Source organism: Phenylobacterium kunshanense (assembly GCF_003254525.1).
In the GTDB taxonomy this organism is placed as follows: Bacteria; Pseudomonadota; Alphaproteobacteria; order Caulobacterales; family Caulobacteraceae; genus Phenylobacterium; species Phenylobacterium kunshanense.
On sequence record NZ_QFYS01000003.1, the window covers coordinates 344560 to 365069 of the forward strand.

A 20510-nucleotide genomic window follows, 5' to 3' on the forward strand; every position below is an offset into this window, starting at 1 on the left:
ACCGGTGAGTTAGCTTTCGCCCCACGCGTGGGCAACCCGAGGCGGCCGCAGGAATTCTGGGGCGCCGGCCAGCGGAGTTGCGAACGCGTTCGCGCTTGGCGGGACGGCAACGCAATGGTGCTTGGCGCGCCGGCCCGCCCCATGCCAAAACCCAGACAACGGAAACGCGTACCCGTTCTTCGAGCCGGAAAACCGGCCGGACGGGAAGGCTGGGGGCAGAAATCCTATGGGTGTTCAAGCCGGAGCGGCGCCGACGGCGTCGGTGGGCTACCGCTACTTCGTCGTCTGGATCCTGGCGATCGTCTACACCCTCAACTTCCTGGATCGCCAGATCGTGGCGATCCTGGCCGAGCCGATCCGCACTGACCTGAACCTCACGGACACGCAGCTCGGCATGCTGGGCGGGATCGCCTTCGCCGCGTTCTATACGACGTTCGGTCTTCCGGTGGCGTGGCTCGCCGACCGCGCCAACCGCGTCTGGATCATCTCCGGGGCCTGCGCGCTGTGGAGCCTGTTCACGACCCTCTGCGGCACGGCCCAGAACTTCCTGCAGCTCGCCCTGTTCCGTATGGGCGTCGGCATCGGCGAGGCGGGAGGCTCACCGCCCTCGTACTCCCTGATCTCCGACTATTTCCCGCCCGAGCAGCGGGGCACGGGCCTCGCGATCTATTCGCTCGGCGTACCGATGGGGTCGATGATCGGGGCGTTCGCCGCGGGGCGCATCGCGGAGGCCTACGACTGGCGGACCGCGTTCTTCGCGATGGGAGTCCCCGGTCTCCTGATGGCGGTGATCCTGTTGCTGGTGGTGCGCGAGCCCAAGCGCGGCGCGCTCGACGCCCTGGCGGACGGGGCCAGCGATCATGAGCCGGCGCCGCCGCTGTTCACGGCCATCGGCGGCTTTTTCCAGCAGCGCACGCTCGTGCTGGTGTCGATCTCCAGCGCCCTTTCGGCCTTCGTCGGCTATGCGGCGCTGAACTGGAACGCCCCGTTCCTGATCCGCGTGAAGGGCATGACCCTCGGCGAGGTGGCCACCTACTACAGCCTGGTGCTCGGCATCACGGGCATGATCGGCACGTTCGGCGCCGGCTGGCTGGTCGACCGGCTGACCCGGCGCGACCGGCGCTGGTTCGCGTGGGTGCCGGCGATCGCCTTCGCGATCACCATCCCGTTCTGGGTCGGGATCATCGTGGCGCCGACCTGGCAGCTTTCGCTGGCCTGCATCGCGATCCCGGCGCTGCTCAACAACATGTACCTCGCCCCGGCGCTGACCGTCGTGCAGAACGCCGTCACGCCCGCCCGTCGCACGATCTCGGGCGCCGTGCTGCTGTTCGTCCTGAACATGGTCGGCCTGGGCGTCGGGCCCGTCTACGTGGGCCGCATCTCCGACTGGGCCAAGGCCGAGTATGGCGAGGCCTCGCTCAAGGTGGGCTTCGCGGCCCTGATCCCGGTGATCGTCGTGACGATCCTGGCGCACCTGATCGCGGCGGCCTCGATCCGGCGGGACGTGCAGCGGGTGGGCGGCGCCTGAGACGTCAGCCTGGCCGGGACGCGTGGAGCAGGGCCAGGGCGTCGCGCAGGCGCCAGAAGCGGATGCGGTAGAGCGTCACCAGGGCCTTCAACCGCTGTTCAAGGGTGTCCAGTTCCGGGCTCCGGAACACCTTAGGCGTATGGGCCACGGCCGACAGCGGCATGAGCAGGTTGCGGAGCAGCCAGCGGGTGCGCTGGCCCTTCTTCCCGTTCATGAGGCCGTAGGTCTCGGCGTTGACCCGTCGCCACTTGCCGACCAGTTCGTCCCAGGTGACGCGGGCCGGATGCCCGATCGCGGCGGTGGGCGCATAGCCCAGGCGGGCGCCGCCAGCCACGGCCCGGCGCGACCAGTCCACGTCCTCGGACATTCCGACGCCGAAGCCGCCGACCTTCTCGAACAGGTCGCGCCGGCAGAACATGTTGCCGGCGCCGGTGAAACCCTTCTTCTCGATGTAGGTCTTGAAGTCGAAGGCGAACACGCGCTCGAAAGCCTCCGCGGGCGTCATGTTCGGCGGATCGCTCACCAGCACGCGCACCCGTCCGCCGACGAGGTCGAAGCGGTCGAGCGCCTTCACTCCCTCCACGAGCCATTGCGGCTCGGCCACGCAGTCGGAGTCGATGAACGCCAGGATCTCGCCCTTCGACGCCGCGACGGCGCCGTTGCGGGCGGGGCCGGCGCCCTTGTCGGTAACGAGCACCAGCTTCGCACGGTCGCCGACCACGGCGCGGACAGCGTCGATGCCGATGGGCGAATTGTTGTCGGCAATGACGATCTCGAAGCGATCCTTCGGATACGTCTGCGCCTCGAGCGCCCTCAGGCCGATCTCCAGGCCCCTGAGGTCCTGGTAGTGGGGCATGATCACGCTGACGAAGGGCAGGGCCGTCGTGCTCGCCGTCGTCATGCTCGTCTTCCCCCGGTACGCCTGCAATCCAGACGGCTCTTAGGAGCAAACCGTGCGCCAGGAGTAAATCCGCTGTCTGCAACGGACCATTTGATGGTCCGAAAACCGCGATCGTGACGACATTTGTGTCCGAAAACCGCGAGACTTGGGTGCGACCTGCGCTCATGCTCGCGGCATGGATATGGATTTCGAAGCCTGCCGGCGCGCCTTCGCCACCCGCGATCCGCGGTTCGACGGACGGATCTTCTGCGCCGTGAAGTCGACCGGCATCTACTGCCGGCCGATCTGCCCCGCACGGACGCCCAACGCGGCGAATGTGGAGTTCTTCCCGAGCGCGGCGGCGGCGCAGGAGGCGGGCTATCGCCCCTGCCTTCGCTGTCGGCCCGAGGCCTCGCCCGACCTTGGGGCGTGGCGAGGGACGTCCAACACGGTGTCGCGGGCGCTCGCCCTGATCGAGGCCGGCGCTCTGGACGCGGGCGACGTGGATGCGCTGGCGTTGCGCCTGGGCGTCGGCGAGCGCCAGCTTCGCCGCCTGTTCCGCCAGCACCTGGGCGCCTCGCCTGTGGCCGTGGCCCAGACCCGCCGCGTGCTGCTCGCCAAGCAGCTGATCCAGGAGACTCGCCTTCCCATGGCCGAGGTCGCGCTGGCGTCGGGCTTTGGCAGCGTGCGTCGGTTCAACGAGACGTTCCAGCAGCTCTTCGGCCGTCCGCCGGGCGAGCTTCGCCGCTCGCGGCAGGCCGAAACGCCCGCCGCCGACGGCATCAGGGTGCGGCTGCCGTACAAGCCGCCCTACGACTGGGACGCGATCATTCGCTTCCTCGGCGATCGGGCGATCCCGGGCATGGAGCGCGTCGAGCCGCACCGCTATGCACGGACCCTGGCCATCGATGGCGAGACGGGCGTGGTGATCGTGACGCCCCGACCGGATGGCGCGCTGCAGGCCGAGGTTCGTTTCCCGAGCCTGAAGGCGCTTCCGGCGGTCATCGCGCGCATCCGCCGCGTGTTCGACCTTTCAGCCGATCCGACCCTGATCGGCGCCCATCTCAGCCAGGACCCGGCCCTGGCGCCGCTGGTGGCGTCCCGTCCCGGGCTTCGCGCGCCGGGCGCCTGGGACGGCTTCGAGCTGGCGGTGCGCGCCATTCTCGGCCAGCAGATCACCGTCAGCGCCGCGCGCGGGCTAGCGGCCAAGCTGGTCGCCGCCTATGGCGAGCCCGTCGACGATCCCGCGGCCGCAGAACTTGGGCTGACCCGCGTTTTCCCGTCGCCGCCCCGCCTTGTGGGACAGGATATCGCAGCCCTTGGCATGCCGCGCGCCAGGGGCGCGGCGCTGGAGGCGTTGGCCCGGACCGTGGCCGCCGACCCGGCGATCTTCACGCCGCGCGCCGACCTCGAAAGCGCGATCACGGCGCTCAAGGCGCTTCCGGGCGTCGGGGAGTGGACGGCGCAGTACATCGCGCTGCGCGAACTCCGCGAACCCGACGCCTTTCCCCAGGCCGACGTCGCCCTGATGCGGGCGATGGCGGACGAGACGGGCGTGCGGCCGACCGCCGACCAGCTCCTGGCCCGAAGCCAGGCCTGGAAGCCCTGGCGGGCCTATGCCGCCCAGCATCTCTGGGCCGCCGATCCAGGGCCGGCCCACGCCGGCCAATCCAACGCCAACAGGACCGATCCCGATGACCGCCGCGCCGCCTGAGAACCTGACCCTGACCCTGACCCTGGACCGCGTCGCGACGCCGATCGGCACGGCGCTGGTCGTGACCGACGAGGCCGGCGCCCTGCGCGCCTTCAACTGGACCGACTACGAAGACCAGATGTCGGCCTGGATCTCCAAGCGCTACCCGAGGGCGACCCGGCGCGAGGCGGCCGGTCCCCTGCGCCGCGCCCTCGACGCCTATTTCGCGGGGCAGGTCGGCGCGCTGGAGACGGTCGCCTGGGAGGGCGCGGGCACCGCCTTCCAGCGAAAGGTCTGGGAGACGCTCTGCACGATCCCCGTGGGCGAAACCTTGAGCTATGGCCAGCTGGCCGAGCGCATCGGCCGCCCGACCGCCATGCGGGCCGTGGGCCTGGCCAACGGCTCCAATCCGGTCGCCCTGATCGTGCCCTGCCACCGCGTCATCGGCGCCAACGGATCCCTCACCGGCTACGGCGGCGGCCTGCCGAGAAAGCGCTGGCTTCTTGAGCACGAAGGCGCGGCGTTTCGGGATCGCGCCGCGTGAGCCGCCGGCGGCGCGTCAACAACATTGCGAAAATTTAAGTCGCGACCGCACTCCCGTCCTGGGGCGCGGTGTGACATACCGCCGCTAGGCGGAATCCTTGGGGGTGTTCCATGGCGACTTTGACGGAAATGGTGGCGGCGGTGGTCGTGCACTCGTCTGTCGCCGCGTTCTCGCACTTTGGCGTCACGCTGGATGCGCCCAAGGCCGACGCCCGGCCCGCGGCGGTCGCTGAACCGCGCGTGGTGGCCCGCTCGCCGCGCCGTGAGGTGGAGCAGCGCGCCGAGAAGGCCAAGGCCTCGGCCGGCGAGTGCCCCGAGACGCCGAAGCTTCGTGCGCTGAAGGCCTGACGGCGCGTCTCCCGTCGGAAGCCGCCAATCCCGATCGAATCATGCCGGCCGCGGTTGGCGTCCGCGCTCGCGGCGGGTAATCCTGCGGCTGACACCCTTGGTCCTCTGACGGACCCAGGGCGGCGCCGCCGGCGCCGGTAAGCGGTGAGGTGCAGGCGTTCCATGAAGTTCTCCAAGCGGCCGCAACCGATGGATTTCGGGCGTCCCGAGGACGACGCGGACGCCGGGTCCTTGTCCTCGTCTCCGGAAGTCCTGGGCTTCAGGCCGATCGAGGCCGCACGCGGCGCGCCGGTGCCCCTGGACACGACACACGGCCCGCCCGAGCCGTACCAGCCGACCTACGCGGCGAGCGTCGGCGTCGGCGACGCCCCGCCCTCGGGCTGGCCGGTCTGGCTGATCGCCACGGTGGTGGCGGTGCTGTGGGCCCTGGCGCCCATCGCCTTCGCCCTGGGCTACCGGAGCAATGTGGCGCCGCTGACGCAGGAGCCGTTCGCGCTCGCGGTGTTCGCCCTGCTGGCGCTGGGCCCGGCGGCCTTCGTGTTCGGGGCGGCCTACATGATCCGGCAGGCGCAGAAGCTGGCCCATGAATCGCGCCGGGCCGCAGCGGCGGCGGAGGAGATGCTGTCGCCCGCCCTCATCGCGGCCGCGCGCGCCGGCGACGTCACGCAAGCCGTGCGGGACGAGATTTCCCGCGCAGGTTCGGCCGCGGACGAGGCCCGCGATGCGCTCAATGCGCTGCGCGAAGCGCTGGCCTTCGAGACGGACAAGCTGACTGGCGCGACGGCCCAGTCGGTGCGCACCGCCCAGGAGCTGGCCAGCACCCTGTCCCGCGAGCGCAGCGAGATGGGCGGCCTGGCCCAGACGCTCGACGCCCAGGCGGCGCGCGTGGTCGACGCCATCGCCCAGCAGGCCCGGATGGTCGGCGAGGCCGCCGGCGTGGCCGATATTCAGATCCGGGAGGCCGAGGGCATGTTGTCGGCGCGCGCCGCCGACCTGGCCGCGGCGGCGGGCGAGGCGAGCACGGCGGCGCGGATCGCCGGAGAGGATCTGACCCGCCACATCGCCCGCCTGGAGACCGCGGGCTCCGGCGTGGCCGATCAGGTTCGCGCGGTGGAGGCGGGCCTGGCCGAACAGCGCACCGCCCTGGTGGCCCTGAGCCAGACCCTGCGGAGCGACCAGGAGACCTTCGCCGTCCAGGCCGACGCGCATGCCGCCAGGCTGGGAGAGTTCATCGAGGCGGTAAGGGCCTCCGCGACCGAGATCGGCGAGCGCGCGACGACCGGCGGAGAGACGCTTCGCCGCCTGATGAACGATGCGGCGCTGCAGTTCCGGGACATCGCCGAGACGGCGAAGGCCGAACGCGAGGAATTCGGACAGTCAACGCTGATGGCGCTGGAGGCCGTGTCGGCCGCCGCCGCCGAGCAGCGCGCTCAGCTCGAGAACCAGACCCGCACGGCGATCGAGGCGCTGGCGCGGGCTGCCGAGGAAACGCGCGAGGCCGCCGCCCGCCATGCGATCACGGCGCGCGAGCAGGTCGATCATCTGTCCGAGGCGGCGTTCAGCGCCGGCCAGAAGGCGAACCAGGTGTTCGAAGCGCGGCTCGAGGAGGCGCGGGCCCTGATCGAGCAGTCTTCCAAGATGGTGGAGGATGCCGGGGCCTCAACGGCCCGCAAGCTCGCCGACGGGGCGGCGGCCGCCCGTGCGACGCTGGACGAACTGGCGGCGATGATGGCGGATCTGGAGCAGCGGGCGGCGCGCCTGCCTGCCGCCGCCGCGGGGCAGGCCGAGCAGGTCCGCGCTGTCGTCACCGAGGGGATGGACGAGCTCATGGCCCAGGCGCGCCGAACGGCCGCCGAGGCCGAGGCCATCGACGCCGCCTTCCAGGAGCGCGTGCGCCGCAATTTCGAGATGCTGTCGGAAGCCGTCCGGCTGATGGGCGTGGCGGCTGTGGCGCCGGCTCCCGCGGCGGTTCCTCCCGAGGCGCCGGCGGCGCCGTTGAAGCCATCCCGCGGCGCAAGGGCTTTGGCGGAGGCGCTTTCGCCGCCTCAGGAAGAGGTTGCGCGGCCGGCGGGCGAACCCGGTCTTCCCGAGACGGGAGAGGCCCTGGCCGACCGTATCGGGCTGCGCAACCGGATCCGCCTGACCCCACTCGCGACCGACCGAGAGTTCACCGCGGTCTTCGAGGCCGCCGGAGGGACGGCGCCGGCGGCGCCTCCGCCTTCGGGCGAGGAGGCGGACGATGGCGAGACCTGGACCTGGAAGGATCTGCTGGCTTCCCTCGACGGCGCCGACGGCGAGGGCGAGCGGCTGGAGGATGTGCTGGGCGCCGAGCTCGCGCACATGGGCGTCGACCCCGAGAAGCTGCTGCCGCTGACCCGTGTCGAGGAAATCGCCGCGGCGATGCAGACCGGAGACATGGAGGGCGGCCGGGAGGTGGTCCGCAGGCTCGCGCCGGCGGCCACACGCCGGATCGCGCGGCGCCTGTTCACCGACGATGCCATGAAGCGGAAGACCGAGGTCTATGTGCGGCGGTACAAGACGCTGGTGGATGACTCCGTGGCTCGCGACCCGAAGGGTCTCGTCCTCGCCAACATGCTGGCCGGGCCTGCAGGTCGCATCTTCCTGCTGCTCGACGCGGCGGCGGGAGACATGATCTGACCGCGGTGGTGGAACCCCGCAGCCCCCGTGGGACGTTAGCTCCGCCATGACCGACGACCAGCCCCGCGCTCACATCGCCTGGAGACGGGCCGAACGGATCAAGCGGCTTTCCGACCGGGTCATAGGCTTCGGGCCCTGGGGCGTGGGGGTGGACGGCGTGCTGGCGTGGGTGCCCGTCGCCGGCACGCTCTATTCGGTTGGCGCAGCAGCGCTGCTTCTGAACGAGGCCGTGCGCGCGGGCGCCTCCCGCGGCACGCTGATCCGGATGGCCGCCTACCTGGGACTGGACAGCGTGAGCTCAGGCGTCCCCGTGCTGGGCTGGGCCGTGGACACCCTGTTCACCGGCCACGCCTTCGCCGCCCGGGCCCTCCAGAGAGACATCGAGCGCCGGCACGGCCTCCCCGCCGAGCAAGATACGGTCGAGCCGGCGCCTTCGCGGCCGCGTCAGCGGTCCAGTCCGTAGCGGTACAGCACGCGTAGACCGACATCGGCGACGCCTGGGTTGTAGCGTCCGGCGAGGCGACCGTGGCTGAGGTGGATCCACGATAGTTCCAGCGAAAGGCGGGAAGTGGCCCTCCAGCCGACAGACAGCTCTGGTTCGAACAGAACGCGGGAATTCAGGTCGAGCCTGTTCCGACGCGCCTCGATCCGTCTCAATCGCTCCTCCGGTGTCAGCCCCGGCTCATCAGGGGAGGGGAGATTGACGTGTCCGTCGTGGATGGCGACGCCGAGGCCGGGCTGGATATAGAGCTGCCGATTGAGATTGAAGCGCCACGCGAGCCCGGTGGCCAAGTAGTTCACGCCATCCGAGGTGTTCGCGCCGGCAAGCAGGTGCACGCGTGGTCTTCCAATGAACCCCAGTTCGTCGAGCGCCGTCGTCCGCACGCCGGCGACGATCTGTGCGCCATCTTCGAAGCGACCGTAGGAGATGCCGTCGTCCACATCGTGGGCGTACACGCCGACGAAGGCCTCGCCGGCGAGGGCGGTGGCCGGCGCCAGGACGATGGCGAACGACAGGGGCGCGATCAGGCGAAGGTTCCTCATACGTTGCCGACTAGCCCACGACGATGCTGCTCGCCAGGAGGCTGGACATCGACACGCCGACCAGCACCACCTGTCCCGCTGTAAGCTGGATGACGGTGTCTGCGCCGACCTGACTGACTGCGTAGGTCGTGCCGGGATCGAGTTGCACACGGTCTCCATCCACGATGCTGAAGTCCAGCACGCGGTCGACGCCGGCGTCGGCAGAGGAATGGAAGATATCGGCGCCCGAGCCTCCGATCATGGTGTCGTCGCCCCGGTCGCCTGAGACGAAGTCATTTCCCGCGCCGCCTGACAGCGTGTCGTTGGCTTGGCCGCCCCGCAAGGTGTCGGCCCCTGCGCCCCCGCTGCAGGTGTCGTCGCCAAGGTTGCCATAGACGAGATCGTCGCCGTCATCGCCGAAGAGAATGTCGTTGTCCTTGCCGCCGACGACCCAGTCGTTGCCGGGCCCGCCCTCGGCCGTATCGTTTCCCATGTTACCGTTTATGTCGTCGAAGCCTGCGCCGCCGACGATCACGTCATTTCCATCCTCACCTCTGAGGTAGTTCGCGCCTCCGGGGTCGACGACGGTGTCGTTCCCGAAGCCCCCGAACACGTCGTCGTCGCCGTCCCCGCCGTCCAGAAAGTCGGCGCCACCGCCGCCGGCGAGGGTGTCGGCGCCGCCATAGGCGCGGAGACGGTCGTCGAACCCGGAGCCGGTGAAGATGTCGTCACCCGCGAACAGGCCGGACTTGGCTGAGGCGTTGTCCCCGGCCAGCACCCAGCCGCGGAACTGCGGGGCCGACTGAGCAAGTCCGGCGATGTCGTAGACCATACCCGCATCGGCAGACACGATGATCCGGCCGATCGTCCCGGTCGTGGGTGGGCCGGAAGCCGCGAACTGAAAGCCGTCGCCGTAGAGCTGGGTCGAGACGCCGCCGATGCTGAGCGCGACAGATGTGGGAGTGGCCCCCGCGGGCTGGGCCGACGCCAGGGCCGTCAGGTCGAGACTGTCAAAGTCGACGCCAACTGCGCCCGCCGTGAATATGGCCATGCCCAACCTCTTCCAGGCAGGTCGCCCGCCGTCGTGGATACCTATCAAACACGGTGCGACGGAGCCGATCCGTCGGGACGTTTAAGCCTTTGTACTGGCCGACTCGTAAACCTTCGAGGTTGATACCTTCGGCGACACAGGATCGGGGGCTCAAGGGTGGAGCTGGCAAGGCTGTTTCGAGGCCTGGGCGTGGCTGGCGCGACAGCAGCCACGCTCTTGCTCGTCGCCTGTAGCGGGGCACGCGGGACCGGGGGCAACGCCGCTCCGCCCACGGCCGCCGAGGCCTCCAGGTTTCTCGCGCAGTCCAGCTACGGCGCCACCGACGCTGCGATCAGCGAGGTGCGGGCCGCGGGCTATGGTCAATGGATCGATCAGCAGATGGTGTTGGCGAGACCGACGACCCATCAGGCTGAGGTCGAGGCGCGCCTTGCGGCAGCCAGGCAGGCCGACCCTAACGCGAGGCTCACGCCGAACGATTTTTACTATACTTGGTGGAAACAGTCGGTCACGGGCCCGGATCAGCTTCGCCAGAGAATGAAGCTGGCCTATTCCGAGATCTTCGTGATCTCCCTGACCGACACCAACGTCGATGTCCGCGGCGCCGCCAGCTACTATGACATGTTGGGCGCGAACGCCTTCGGGAATTTCCGCACTCTGCTGGAGCAGGTGACCCTGCATCCGATGGTGGGCGTCTACCTGACGTGGCTGGGTAATCAGAAGGAAGACCCGGCGACCGGCAGGAATCCCGACGAGAACTATGCCCGCGAAGTCATGCAACTCATGACCATCGGGCTCTATCAACTGAACCTCGATGGTACGGTGAAGACGGATGGCTCGGGTCGGCCGATCCCGAGCTACACGCCCGACGACATCAGCGGCCTCGCCAAGGTATTCACCGGCTACAGCTACTATTCGCCCAATCCGACCAACACGACCTTCCGGGGCGGTCAGCGGAACGCAGACTGGGCGGTGCGGCCGATGATCCCTTACGCCGCATTCCACTCGACCAGCGCCAAGGCGTTCCTCGGTGTGACCATTCCGGCATCGACCGCGGCCGATCCAGCCGGCGACCTCAAGGTCGCGCTCGACACTCTATTCAACCACGCGAATGTCGGCCCCTTCATCGGCCGCCAGCTCATCCAGCGGCTGGTGACCAGCAATCCGAGCCCCGCCTACGTCCAGCGGGTCGCTTCGGTCTTCAATGACAATGGCAAGGGCGTGCGGGGCGACATGGCGTCGGTCGTGCGTGCGATCCTGCTGGATCCCGAGGCCCGCGACGCCGTCCAGGCAGCCGGTACAAACGCCGGCAAGCTGCGCGAGCCGGTCGTGCGCATTGCCAACTGGGCGCGGGCGTTTGGGGCGACCTCCGTCAGCGGGAACTGGCTCATCGGGTCGACCTCGGCGAACACGTCGCTGGGGCAGACAGCCCTGACCTCGCCTTCAGTGTTCAATTTTTTCCGGCCTGGTTACTCCCCCCCGAACACGAGGATCGGATCGGCAGGTCTGGTGGCGCCCGAGTTCCAGATCGTGGATGAGGTCACCGTCGCCGGCTACCTCAATACGCTGCAGACAACGGTCGACAGTGGTATCGGGACGAGGTCGGGCGGGGTCAGCGACGTGCGCGCTGACTACGCCCCGCTCGTGGCGCTGGGGGGCGATGTCGACGCCCTGGTGAGCCGGGTGGATCTCCTGCTGACCCACGGCCAGATGGCGGGGGCGACCCGGAGCCGCATCGTCCAAGCCGTGGGAGGGGTGAGCGTCCCGGCCGCGACCGGTTCGAACCAGGCCGCGATCACGACGGCGCTGACGAACCGCGCCAAGCTGGCGGTCTACATGACCATGGCGTCTCCCGACTATCTGGTGCAGCGATGAGCGGCGTTATGGACCGTCGTCATCTGCTACGGCTGGGCGGCGCCTTCTCGGGCCTGGGCGTCGCGGCGCCGTTCGCCCTCCAGCTTGCCGCGGCCGGATCGGCGGCCGGGCAGTCGGCGCCCGACTACAAGGCGCTGGTCTGCGTGTTCCTCTTCGGGGGCAACGACTCCCACAACACCGTCCTGGCGACCGACCAGGACTCTTGGGGCCGGTACTTCGCCGCACGGAACACCGGCGCCGATCCCATCGCGCTGATGCCGCCCGGGACGGCGCCGACGCCGGTTGGCCAGACCAACGCCGTGACCGGGCGCGTGGCCGAGGCCGATATGCCCGAGGCCTGGGGCGGCGTACTGCCGATCACGCCCAGGACGGCGCAGCCGGTTCCGCCGGGCACGACTGCGAGCACCCGGACCTTCGCGCTGCATCCGTTCCTGGGGCCCCTCCAGACGCTGTTCAGCCAGGGCCGCCTGGCGATTCTGGCGAATGTCGGCACGCTGATTCAGCCGACGACGAAGGCCCAGTACCAGGCACGCTCCGTCTCGCTGCCGACCAGCCTCTTCTCGCACAACGACCAGCAGTCGACCTGGCAGGCGTTGTCGACCGAAGGCGCGCGAACGGGCTGGGGCGGCCGGTTCGCCGACCTCGTCGCGGGCATGAATGGTCAGAGCACGCTGTTCACTGCGGTCTCCACCGGGGGCAACGCCGTGTTCCTGTCGGGCCAGTCGGTCGTTCAGTATCAGCTCTCCACCGGCGCCCAGCCGGCGGTTGTGATATCGGGTGCGCAAGGCGCCAGCCTCTTCGGGTCGACCGCCGCACCCGGGCGGGTGCGCGACCTGATCACCGACACCAACCTCTCCAGCAGTTTTGCCGCCGACTACTCGACGGTCGTGGCGCGTTCAATTTCCGCCGCTGGCGCGGTGAACGGGGCCTTCGCTCAGCCGATCGTCACCGGGGTCGCCGCCGCGCCGGCCTACACCAATCCGATCACCGGACGGACCGAGACCAACACCCTCGCGCTGCAGCTCCAGACCGTCGCGCGTATGATCGCCGCCAGCGCCACGCTCGGCGTGCGGCGACAGGTGTTCTTCGTCAGCCTGGGGGGCTGGGATACCCACGACTTCCAGAACACCACCCAGCCCAACCTGCTCGCTAAGGTGGCTCATGCTCTGAGCTACTTCGATGGCGCTCTATCGAGCATCGGCGGCATCGACCGACGGAGCCAGGTGACGACTTTCACGGCGTCGGACTTCTCTCGCACGTTCTCGACCAACGGCGACGGCACGGACCACGCCTGGGGTGGCCACCACTTCATCATGGGCGGGGCGGTGAACGGCGGCGACATCTATGGTCAGTACCCCACCCTCGGTCTGGATGTCGGCGGCTTCAACAATCCGGACAACGTCGGCGGCGCACTGATCCCGACCACGTCGGTCGATCAGTACGGCGCGACGCTGGGGCGATGGTTCGGCGCGTCCGACGCTGAGATCGACATCATATTCCCCCGGTTGAGGAACTTCGGGACCCGGTATCTGGGGTTTGTCTGAAACGGTCATTCGCCGTTAGGGGCTGCTGGGGTTCTCTCGCCTTGAACGGGCCGCCTTTCACTGTAATGGGAGGCGGCTGCATTCATCGCCGGGGGCGTTCTTGAAGATCCTCATTACCGGCGGGGCCGGGTTCATCGGTTCCGCAGTCGTGCGCAGGGCCATCGCCGACGGACATCAGGTGGTGAACCTCGATGCCCTGACCTATTCGGCAAATCTCGAGAACGTGGACGGCGTGGCGCAGGGCTCCGCCTATGCTTTCGAGCACGTGGACGTCTGCGACCGGCCGAAGCTCGAGGCGGTGTTCGAGAAACACCGGCCGGACGCGGTGATGCATCTCGCTGCGGAGAGCCACAACGACCGGGCGATCGAGGGACCTCTGGATTTCGTGCGCTCCAATGTCCTGGGCACGGCCATCCTGCTGGAGGTCGCCCGCGCCTATTGGAACGGTCTCGATGAGGCGCGAAAGGCGGCCTTCCGCTTCCACCACATATCTACCGACGAAGTGTTCGGGGCTCTCGGCGAGGACGGCGACTTCACGGAAGAGACGCCGTATGACCCGCGATCGCCATACTCGGCGTCGAAGGCGTCGTCCGACCATCTGGTCCGCGCCTGGGGGCACACCTACGGCTTCCCCGTGGTGATCACCAACTGCTCGAACAACTACGGCCCCTACCAATTCCCGGAGAAGCTGATCCCGACGGTGATCACCCGGGCGCTGGAAGGGAAGAACATCCCCGTCTACGGCGACGGTCGTCAGGTGCGCGACTGGCTGCACGTGGACGACCACGCCGAGGCGCTGCTGCTGGTGCTGCATAAGGGCCGGCTGGGCGAGACCTACTGCATCGGCGGCGACGCCTCGAAGCGGAACCTCGAGGTGGTCAAGATGATCTGCGCCCATCTCGACAAGATGGCTCCCGCCAACACCAGTCATGCCGAGAAGATCACCTTCGTGACCGATCGGCCCGGGCACGATTTCCGCTACTCGATCGACTCCTCGAAGATCGAGGCCGAGCTGGGCTGGAAGGCGCGCATGCCGCTGGAGGCGGGGCTGGAGGACACCGTGCGCTGGTATGTCGACAACTATGGCTGGGTGGAACGGATCCGGGAACGCGGCTTCCACTCCGATCGCCTGGGCCTCGTGAAGGGTTGAGAGGCCTGAGATGAGAAGAGGCATCGTCCTGGCCGGCGGCGCCGGCACCCGGCTCCATCCCCTGACCATCGCGGTCAGCAAGCAGCTGCTGCCGGTCTACGACAAGCCGATGATCTACTATCCGCTGTCGGTCCTGTTCTTGGCCGGCATCCGGGAAATCCTGATCATCACCACCGCCGAGGACCAGGCGGGCTTCAAGCGCCTTCTGGGCGACGGGTCGCGTTTCGGCGTGAAGTTCGAGTACGTGATCCAGCCGCATCCGGGCGGCCTGGCCGAGGCCTATCTGCTGGGCGAAGACTTCGTCGGCGGCGAGCCGTCGACCCTGATCCTCGGCGACAACATCTTCTTCGGACAGAACTTCGTGCAGATGCTGAAGAACGCCGACGCGCGCACGGAAGGCGCGACGGTCTTCGGCTACCCCGTTCATGACCCGGAACGTTACGGGGTGGTCGAGCTGGCCTCCGACGGCCGCGCGCTTTCGATCGAGGAAAAGCCGGCCCAGCCGAAGTCGAACTACGCCGTGACGGGCCTCTATTTCTATGACGGCCGGGCTAGCGAGATCGCCAAGACCCTGACCCGCTCAGCCCGGGGGGAACTGGAGATCACCGCGCTGAACGACGTGTATCTGCAGGAAGCCAAGCTGCACGTAGAGCTGCTGGGCCGGGGGTTCGCGTGGGAAGACGCTGGCACCCACGACAGCCTGATCGGGGCGGGGGAGCTGATCCGCGTCTTCGAACAGCGGCAGGGCCTCAGGATCGGCTGCCTGGAGGAGATCGCCTTCGAGAACGGCTGGATCGACCGGGGCGAGCTGATGAAATCGGCCGAATTCCAGGGCAAGAGTGAGTACGGACGGTATCTGCGGGGGTTGGCGGGGGCGTAGGGGTGGCTCGACCAGTGCCTGTAGGCCGCCACTCCCGCTCGTCAGTTGGAGCGGGGGCTGGTACCCATGTGTTGAAGACCCCTGCTGTTGCTTCGATTCCGACCGATGCGTGGGGGCATTGGCTCGGCGCGGGAATTGCAGGAATGTTGCGATATCAACCGACAAGGGCCGCGGCACGCGGGCCCGATGTCATGGAGGGGCGCTTGAAGAGCACTTCAATTCTCGTGGTCGCCGCCGTGGGCGCGGGCCTGATGCTGTCCGGCTGCGATCAGGTCAAGAAGCTGGCGGGGGGCGGAAAGCCCAGCGGGCAGGTGGTCGCCACCGTGGATGGCGAGGAAATCACCACGCTCCAGCTTCGTTCCGAAATGGGAAACTTCGGGTCGCGCGATCCGGAAGTCATGAAGGCGGCCCAGCAACAGGCGCTGCAACGCATCATCATGCGAAAGCTCCTGGCCGACGAGGCCCGTAAGGAGAAGCTCGACAAGGGCACCGATTTCACCCTGCAGATGGAACGTGGCGAGGAGACGCTCCTTGCGCAGCTCTACCAGCGCAAGCTCTCCGCCAACGTGAAGCAGCCGACCCGTCAGGAAGCCGAGGCTTTCATCGCTGCCCGTCCGGACCAGTTCACGGGCCGCAAGGTGCTCTTCGTCGAACAGGTCATCGCGGCGCCCAGCAAGATCGCCCCGGAGCGCCTCCAGCCGCTCAAGACCCTGCAGGAGGTCAAGAACCTGCTGGACGCCGAAGGTGTGCCGTACCAGGAGAACGCCGTGGTGCTCGACACCTTGTCGGCGGCCCCGCAACTGGTCCAGGGCATCAAGAACCTGCCGCCGAACGAAGTCTTCGTGATCCCGCAAGGGAACGCCCTGGTCTTCAACCATGTCGCCGCCTCGCGCGACGCGCCCATGCGGCAGGACGCGGCCTTGGCCGTCGCCATGAATGCGCTTCGCAGCCAGCGCGCCCAGGAGACTGTCGGCAAGAGCATGGAGAATCTGCGGAAGTCCGCGGAATCCAAGATCGTCTACAACGCCGCCTACAAGCCGCCAGCGCCCAAGGCCAAGGCGGCGGCGCCTGCCGCTGCGCCGGCTGCCGCTCCGGCCGCCGCGCCCGCGGCCGAGACGCCGGCTACGAAGTGACGACCCGCGGGTCGGTACGCCGACCCGCGCGACTTTTCCGGCGGTCGATCATGGCCGCCAATCCTCGACGCTGTTTCAGGCCGCTCCCTTTTAGGGGGCGGCCTGTTCGGTTTTGGGCTGGCTAAAGGCTGCTGCTAGGACGCAGCGACGGCGGGCGTCCGCGCAGGCTGGGTATCGCTCTGCAGATTGTGTTGCGCCCACGTCATCCAGATCAGCGTCGGCAGACCGTCCTCGACGAAGGCGAATCGTTCGTCGCCGCCGTCCAGGTTGGGCCGAAGCAGGCCTTCGGCGACGAGGGCGTTGATGATCTCTTCGGCCTTCCGCGCCGTGATCTCGCCCGACGCCGCGATCTCGGCGGCGGACACGATGCCATCGGAGCTCAGGGCCGCGCGGGCGGCCAGGGCGAGCACCTCGGCGCGGCCCTGGTCGAAGAGGCGCCGGACGTGCGCCTGGACCGGCTTCGGCAAGCGTCCCTCGAACTCGGTCACCGCCATGTCGACGGCGCGCGCCACATCGGCTGGCTGGACGACATTGCGACCGTCATCCAGCGCGGCGTGGCCTGCATGATGGCACAGGAGGCTGGCCAGGTACGGCGACCCGCGGGCCACCGTGACCACGGAGGCGCTCGCGTCCGCGTCGAATTTCAGGTCGGTCTCGCGTTCGCCGTTGGCGACGATCTGCAGGACCTCGGTCTCCGTCATCTTCGGCACCCGGAGGGCGAAGATATTGCGTCGGATCGATGGGATATGTTCGACCAGCTCGGTGAGATCGGCGGCGACGCCCGCGAGGACGAGCTGCACGCGACCCAGGCGGTCAGAGAGATTCTTGATCAGCTCCGCGACGTCGCGGCGGAAGGCGCCGGAATCGACGCGGTCGAACTCATCCAGGATGATCAGCACACGCGTGCCGGTGAGCTTGGACGCGAGATCGCCGAACTTGCGGGGCGTCAACGGTTCGGCCGGCAACAGATCGGCCAGGGTCGCCCCCTTCTCGGCTTCCGTTGCGGTAGGCGAGTAGCCGGAATGGAACAGGAGCGGGATCTCGGCGGCGGCCGCGCGGAAAGTCTCGTCGAACTTCGAGTTCGCGCCGCACGAAGTGTAGACGACGATGTACCTCGCCTCGCTGGCGGCCTGGGTGAGGACATGCAGCAGCGAGGTCTTGCCGATACCGCGCTCGCCGTAGAGCACGACGTGGAGCCGCTGGTCCTCGATCGACCGGATCACCGCGCGCAGCACGTCCTCGCGGCCGGCGAAGAAGCGGCGGTCGGCCACGGGTTGCGAGGGCGTGAAGGCGTCGCGCAGCCGGGCCCGCACCGCGGCGAAGCGGTCGCCGCCGCGACTGCTGACCTGGTCGCTGGCCGTGCTCTTGAAGCGCGGCAGGCCACCGGTCTCGGCTGTCCGGCGATGGGATTCACGAATGAGCGGCTTCACGACGGCAGGCGGCGTGGCGTCCACCTGCGCCGCCTTCGTCGCGGTCTTCCGCTTGAACGGGTTCCAGCCAGCCAACTCGTTCTCCATGTTCCCGTCGCCCGCGCCCGCACGAAACGCATACGTATGCGGGCCGACATCAGACGCGCCATCAATGCACGGCTTCTGCCTTCTGTTTGCTTAACCGAACGTGGAAGTCGAATCTAAGGCGCCCGACGAAATCGACCTCGGTTAACAAGTGGTTCTCATGGTCTCGCGCTTCGCTGATCGGCGTGATATGAGAGTGGCGCCAAGTTTGCAGTCATTGACTAGTGTCGTCTCCAGGAGGGTCGGCTTCGGTCGGCTCGGTGGAAATGAGGCGAATTCGGGCGAGAGGATTTTTTCACTCGCCTATTAGGGGAAGCGTGGTGACAGGGGTGGGGTCGCCCCGTTAAGTGAATGGCAAGTTAACAGGGGTGCTATGAAATGAACGCTCTTACCAAGATCCTGGCGGCTTCGGCTGCCGCTCTCTCGATCGGCGCCATCGCGGCTCCGGCCAACGCGGGTGTCTATCTCGACTTCGCGGACTCCAACTCGGGCGCCACGTTCACGTGGACCCGCGACGCGGACACCATCGGTGGCGACCTGCTCGCTTCCGGTCAGGTGATGCTGAACATCTTCGACAACACGCTGACCGACGGTCCGCTGTCGATCCTCGCGAACTTCAACCTTGAAGGCCGTGACGACACGACCGGCACGCTCAACGCTCAGCTGCAGTATGAGCAGTGGGAAGTGGCTGGCCAGTTCAGCTTCACCGCTGACTCGGACTTCAGCTACAACGGCACCGACTACGCCGCCGGCACGAACCTGCTGTCGGCCGTGTTCACGGGCGCTGACTTCGGTGGCGCGGGCAACCGCGGCTTCTTCCTCGCCCAGAAGGGCCTGGCGGGTGCGCAGGTGAACTTCTCGTCCGACATCCTGTCGCAAGCCGCGCAGTACACGATGGACACGTTCAGCTTCAACCTGAGCCAAGCCATCCCGAACTTCAACATCACGGGCTGCAACACCCCGCTGTCGATCTGCGACGCTTCGATCGAATCGAACGGCGGCAACATCCGTGGCACCTTCTCGGCCGCGATCCCTGAGCCCGGCACCTGGGCTCTGATGATCCTCGGCTTCGGCGGTGCGGGCGCCATGCTCCGCAGCCGCCGTCAGTCGCTCGTCGCCGCCTAAGCGACGTCTGAACTGAAGCTAGACTGATGGGCCGCTGCCTTTCGGGGCAGCGGCCTTTTCATTGTCCGGCGCTGTCGGAGCAGCGGTCACGCGCTGTTCAGCAATCCGCGTCTAGGCTATAGGCGAGGTAGCAACGAGGAGCTGTCGGCTTCGATGAAGGCATCGTGGATTCTAAGCCTGTTGTGGGCGCGGAAGCTCATTGTCCTCATCTGCACCGTGACCTCGCTTCTTGGCGGCTTGACGGTCATGATGGTCGCGCCGCCGCGCTATAAGGCGAGCGCGAGGGTCACCCTCGACTATGTGAAGCCGGACCCGATGACCGGCATTTCTGTCAGCAACAACAGACAGGCCGAGCAGTATATTCGCGTACAGCTCCAGAAGGTGCGCGACTATCAGGTCGCGCTTCCTGCAGCCGAGGCCCTGGGCTGGCTGGATAGTCCCGACATGTTGGCTGCCTATGCCGCCCGCGCCGGTGGTGATCGCCGGCCCTTTCAGCAGTGGGCTGCGGATCAGCTGCTCTCCACGACCACGGCGACGATGGTGCCCGGCAGCAACATCATGGAAATCCAGTACCGAGGAGACTCTCCAGAACTGGCGACGGCGGCCGTGGAGGCGATTCGTCAGGGGTTCATCGCGGCGGACATTGAGGAGCGTAGGCAGAGCGCCGTCATGCGGGCCGAAGCCGTGGCCGAAACCCTGGGGCCGCTGAGGACGAAGATCGCTGAGCTGGAGGCGAAGCAGGCCGAATATGCGCGCGAAACTGGGATTGTCCTGGAGCGGGATGGCGACAATCCGGAGAACCGGACCCTGGTCAACCTGGCGCGATCCAAGGACATCGTCGTTACGCAGCGGACAGCGCCCTACGCATCGGATGCGCGCGAGGCGTTGAATGTGCTTGAGGCGCGGATTGCGGAGTCGCAGCGGAGCCTCGGGCCGAACAATCCGCGGCTTCTGCAGCTTCAGCAACAACAGCGCCTGTTGGCCGCCCAGGTGGCGGCGGAGCAGTCATCGACCGGCGCCGCAGCATCGGCACTGGCGGCGCAGGCGGCGATGCGGCAGCGAGAGTTCGAAGAGCAGAAGGTCAAGGTGCTGGGGGAACGCGAAAAGGTGCTCCAGATGCGCCTCCACTTGGACCAGATCGCACGATACAGCGCCGCGCTGACCAAGGCGTCCGAAACCCTGGCGCACCTTCGAACGCTGTCGACGTCCACAGTCTCGGGAGCCACAGCCCTGGGGGCGCCCGTGACGGAGCCCAAGCCCGTCTTCCCCAATCCCTCATTGGTCCTCTTCGGTTCGGGCGGGCTGGGCTTCTTGCTCGGTTCGCTGCTGGCGCTGCTAGCGGAACTTCTTCACCGACGAGTGAGGTCAGCTCATGACTTGGAGCTGGCCGCGGGCCAGCCGGTGCTCGGGCTGGTGCCATACAAGGCGATTGGTGGCGGTAGGACGCAGATCGGGGAGAGCCTGCCGGTCCCGGAGGACAGCCTGCCGATCACAACGATCGCGGCATGAGGCGCATATTCCCGCGCCGCGCCGGCGCCCCGCCTAAGGCGAAGCTGCCCCAGCATGCT

Annotated in this window: 17 protein-coding genes; 13 read left to right on the top strand and 4 right to left on the bottom strand. The window is 67.9% G+C overall.

What is annotated here, in order from left to right; genetic code table 11:
• The first annotated feature begins 226 nt into the window (after positions 1–226).
• The gene (locus DJ019_RS09730; RefSeq protein ID WP_111275819.1) at positions 227–1528 is read left to right on the top strand and encodes a spinster family MFS transporter; all 1302 of its coding nucleotides are present in this window, start codon (positions 227–229) and stop codon (positions 1526–1528) included.
• A 4-nt stretch (positions 1529–1532) separates the two neighbouring features.
• Here the strand turns inward: DJ019_RS09730 and DJ019_RS09735 are convergent, their stop codons facing one another.
• Positions 1533–2429 (bottom strand): glycosyltransferase family 2 protein, encoded by an 897-nt coding sequence (locus DJ019_RS09735; protein WP_205854134.1) that lies wholly within the window; start codon positions 2427–2429, stop codon positions 1533–1535.
• 175 nt (positions 2430–2604) lie between these two features.
• Between DJ019_RS09735 and DJ019_RS09740 the strand changes: the two genes are divergently transcribed.
• The 5 genes from DJ019_RS09740 to DJ019_RS09760 all read left to right on the top strand — a co-directional run bounded on the left by DJ019_RS09740 (position 2605) and on the right by DJ019_RS09760 (position 8113).
• Positions 2605–4122, top strand: coding sequence for an AlkA N-terminal domain-containing protein (locus tag DJ019_RS09740; RefSeq protein ID WP_111275820.1), 1518 nt, complete (start codon positions 2605–2607; stop codon positions 4120–4122).
• Positions 4103–4645, top strand: coding sequence for a methylated-DNA--[protein]-cysteine S-methyltransferase (locus DJ019_RS09745; RefSeq protein ID WP_111275821.1), 543 nt, complete (start codon positions 4103–4105; stop codon positions 4643–4645). The genes DJ019_RS09740 and DJ019_RS09745 overlap by 20 nt, the downstream gene beginning before the upstream one ends.
• A gap of 110 nt (positions 4646–4755) precedes the next feature.
• Positions 4756–4992 carry a hypothetical protein gene (locus DJ019_RS09750; RefSeq protein ID WP_133255275.1) on the top strand — a complete coding sequence of 79 codons (237 nt, stop codon included), beginning with the start codon at positions 4756–4758 and terminating at the stop codon, positions 4990–4992.
• A 162-nt stretch (positions 4993–5154) separates the two neighbouring features.
• Positions 5155–7650, top strand: a complete 2496-nt coding sequence (locus DJ019_RS09755) for a coiled-coil domain-containing protein (protein ID WP_111275823.1) — start codon at positions 5155–5157, stop codon at positions 7648–7650.
• Between the two features lie 46 nt (positions 7651–7696).
• The gene (locus DJ019_RS09760; protein WP_111275824.1) at positions 7697–8113 is read left to right on the top strand and encodes a DUF4112 domain-containing protein; all 417 of its coding nucleotides are present in this window, start codon (positions 7697–7699) and stop codon (positions 8111–8113) included.
• Here DJ019_RS09760 and DJ019_RS09765 read toward each other — a convergent pair.
• Positions 8095–8694 (bottom strand): acyloxyacyl hydrolase, encoded by a 600-nt coding sequence (locus DJ019_RS09765; protein WP_111275825.1) that lies wholly within the window; start codon positions 8692–8694, stop codon positions 8095–8097. The two genes, DJ019_RS09760 and DJ019_RS09765, sit on opposite strands and share 19 nt — an antisense overlap.
• 10 nt (positions 8695–8704) lie before the next feature.
• Entirely contained in the window at positions 8705–9724 is a 1020-nt protein-coding gene (locus tag DJ019_RS09770; protein ID WP_111275826.1) for a calcium-binding protein, read from the bottom strand.
• Between the two features lie 189 nt (positions 9725–9913).
• Between DJ019_RS09770 and DJ019_RS09775 the strand changes: the two genes are divergently transcribed.
• The 5 genes from DJ019_RS09775 to DJ019_RS20940 all read left to right on the top strand — a co-directional run bounded on the left by DJ019_RS09775 (position 9914) and on the right by DJ019_RS20940 (position 16303).
• Positions 9914–11596 carry a DUF1800 domain-containing protein gene (locus tag DJ019_RS09775; protein ID WP_276309998.1) on the top strand — a complete coding sequence of 561 codons (1683 nt, stop codon included), beginning with the start codon at positions 9914–9916 and terminating at the stop codon, positions 11594–11596.
• A gap of 8 nt (positions 11597–11604) precedes the next feature.
• On the top strand, positions 11605–13140 hold the full coding sequence (locus DJ019_RS09780; RefSeq protein ID WP_240606424.1) for a DUF1501 domain-containing protein: 1536 nt from the start codon (positions 11605–11607) through the stop codon (positions 13138–13140).
• A gap of 100 nt (positions 13141–13240) precedes the next feature.
• On the top strand, positions 13241–14290 hold the full coding sequence (gene rfbB / locus DJ019_RS09785; protein ID WP_111275829.1) for a dTDP-glucose 4,6-dehydratase: 1050 nt from the start codon (positions 13241–13243) through the stop codon (positions 14288–14290).
• 10 nt (positions 14291–14300) lie between these two features.
• On the top strand, positions 14301–15170 hold the full coding sequence (gene rfbA / locus DJ019_RS09790) for a glucose-1-phosphate thymidylyltransferase RfbA (RefSeq protein WP_111275830.1): 870 nt from the start codon (positions 14301–14303) through the stop codon (positions 15168–15170).
• 203 nt (positions 15171–15373) lie between these two features.
• Entirely contained in the window at positions 15374–16303 is a 930-nt protein-coding gene (locus tag DJ019_RS20940; protein ID WP_165843963.1) for a SurA N-terminal domain-containing protein, read from the top strand.
• 134 nt (positions 16304–16437) lie between these two features.
• Here the strand turns inward: DJ019_RS20940 and DJ019_RS09800 are convergent, their stop codons facing one another.
• The gene (locus tag DJ019_RS09800; protein WP_165843964.1) at positions 16438–17808 is read right to left on the bottom strand and encodes an ATP-binding protein; all 1371 of its coding nucleotides are present in this window, start codon (positions 17806–17808) and stop codon (positions 16438–16440) included.
• A gap of 387 nt (positions 17809–18195) precedes the next feature.
• On the opposite strand from DJ019_RS09800, the gene DJ019_RS09805 reads away from it, so the two are divergent.
• Positions 18196–18942, top strand: a complete 747-nt coding sequence (locus DJ019_RS09805; protein ID WP_111275832.1) for a PEPxxWA-CTERM sorting domain-containing protein — start codon at positions 18196–18198, stop codon at positions 18940–18942.
• Positions 18943–19095: 153 nt separating this feature from the next.
• Entirely contained in the window at positions 19096–20451 is a 1356-nt protein-coding gene (locus tag DJ019_RS09810; RefSeq protein WP_111275833.1) for a Wzz/FepE/Etk N-terminal domain-containing protein, read from the top strand.
• Positions 20452–20510 lie beyond the last annotated feature (59 nt).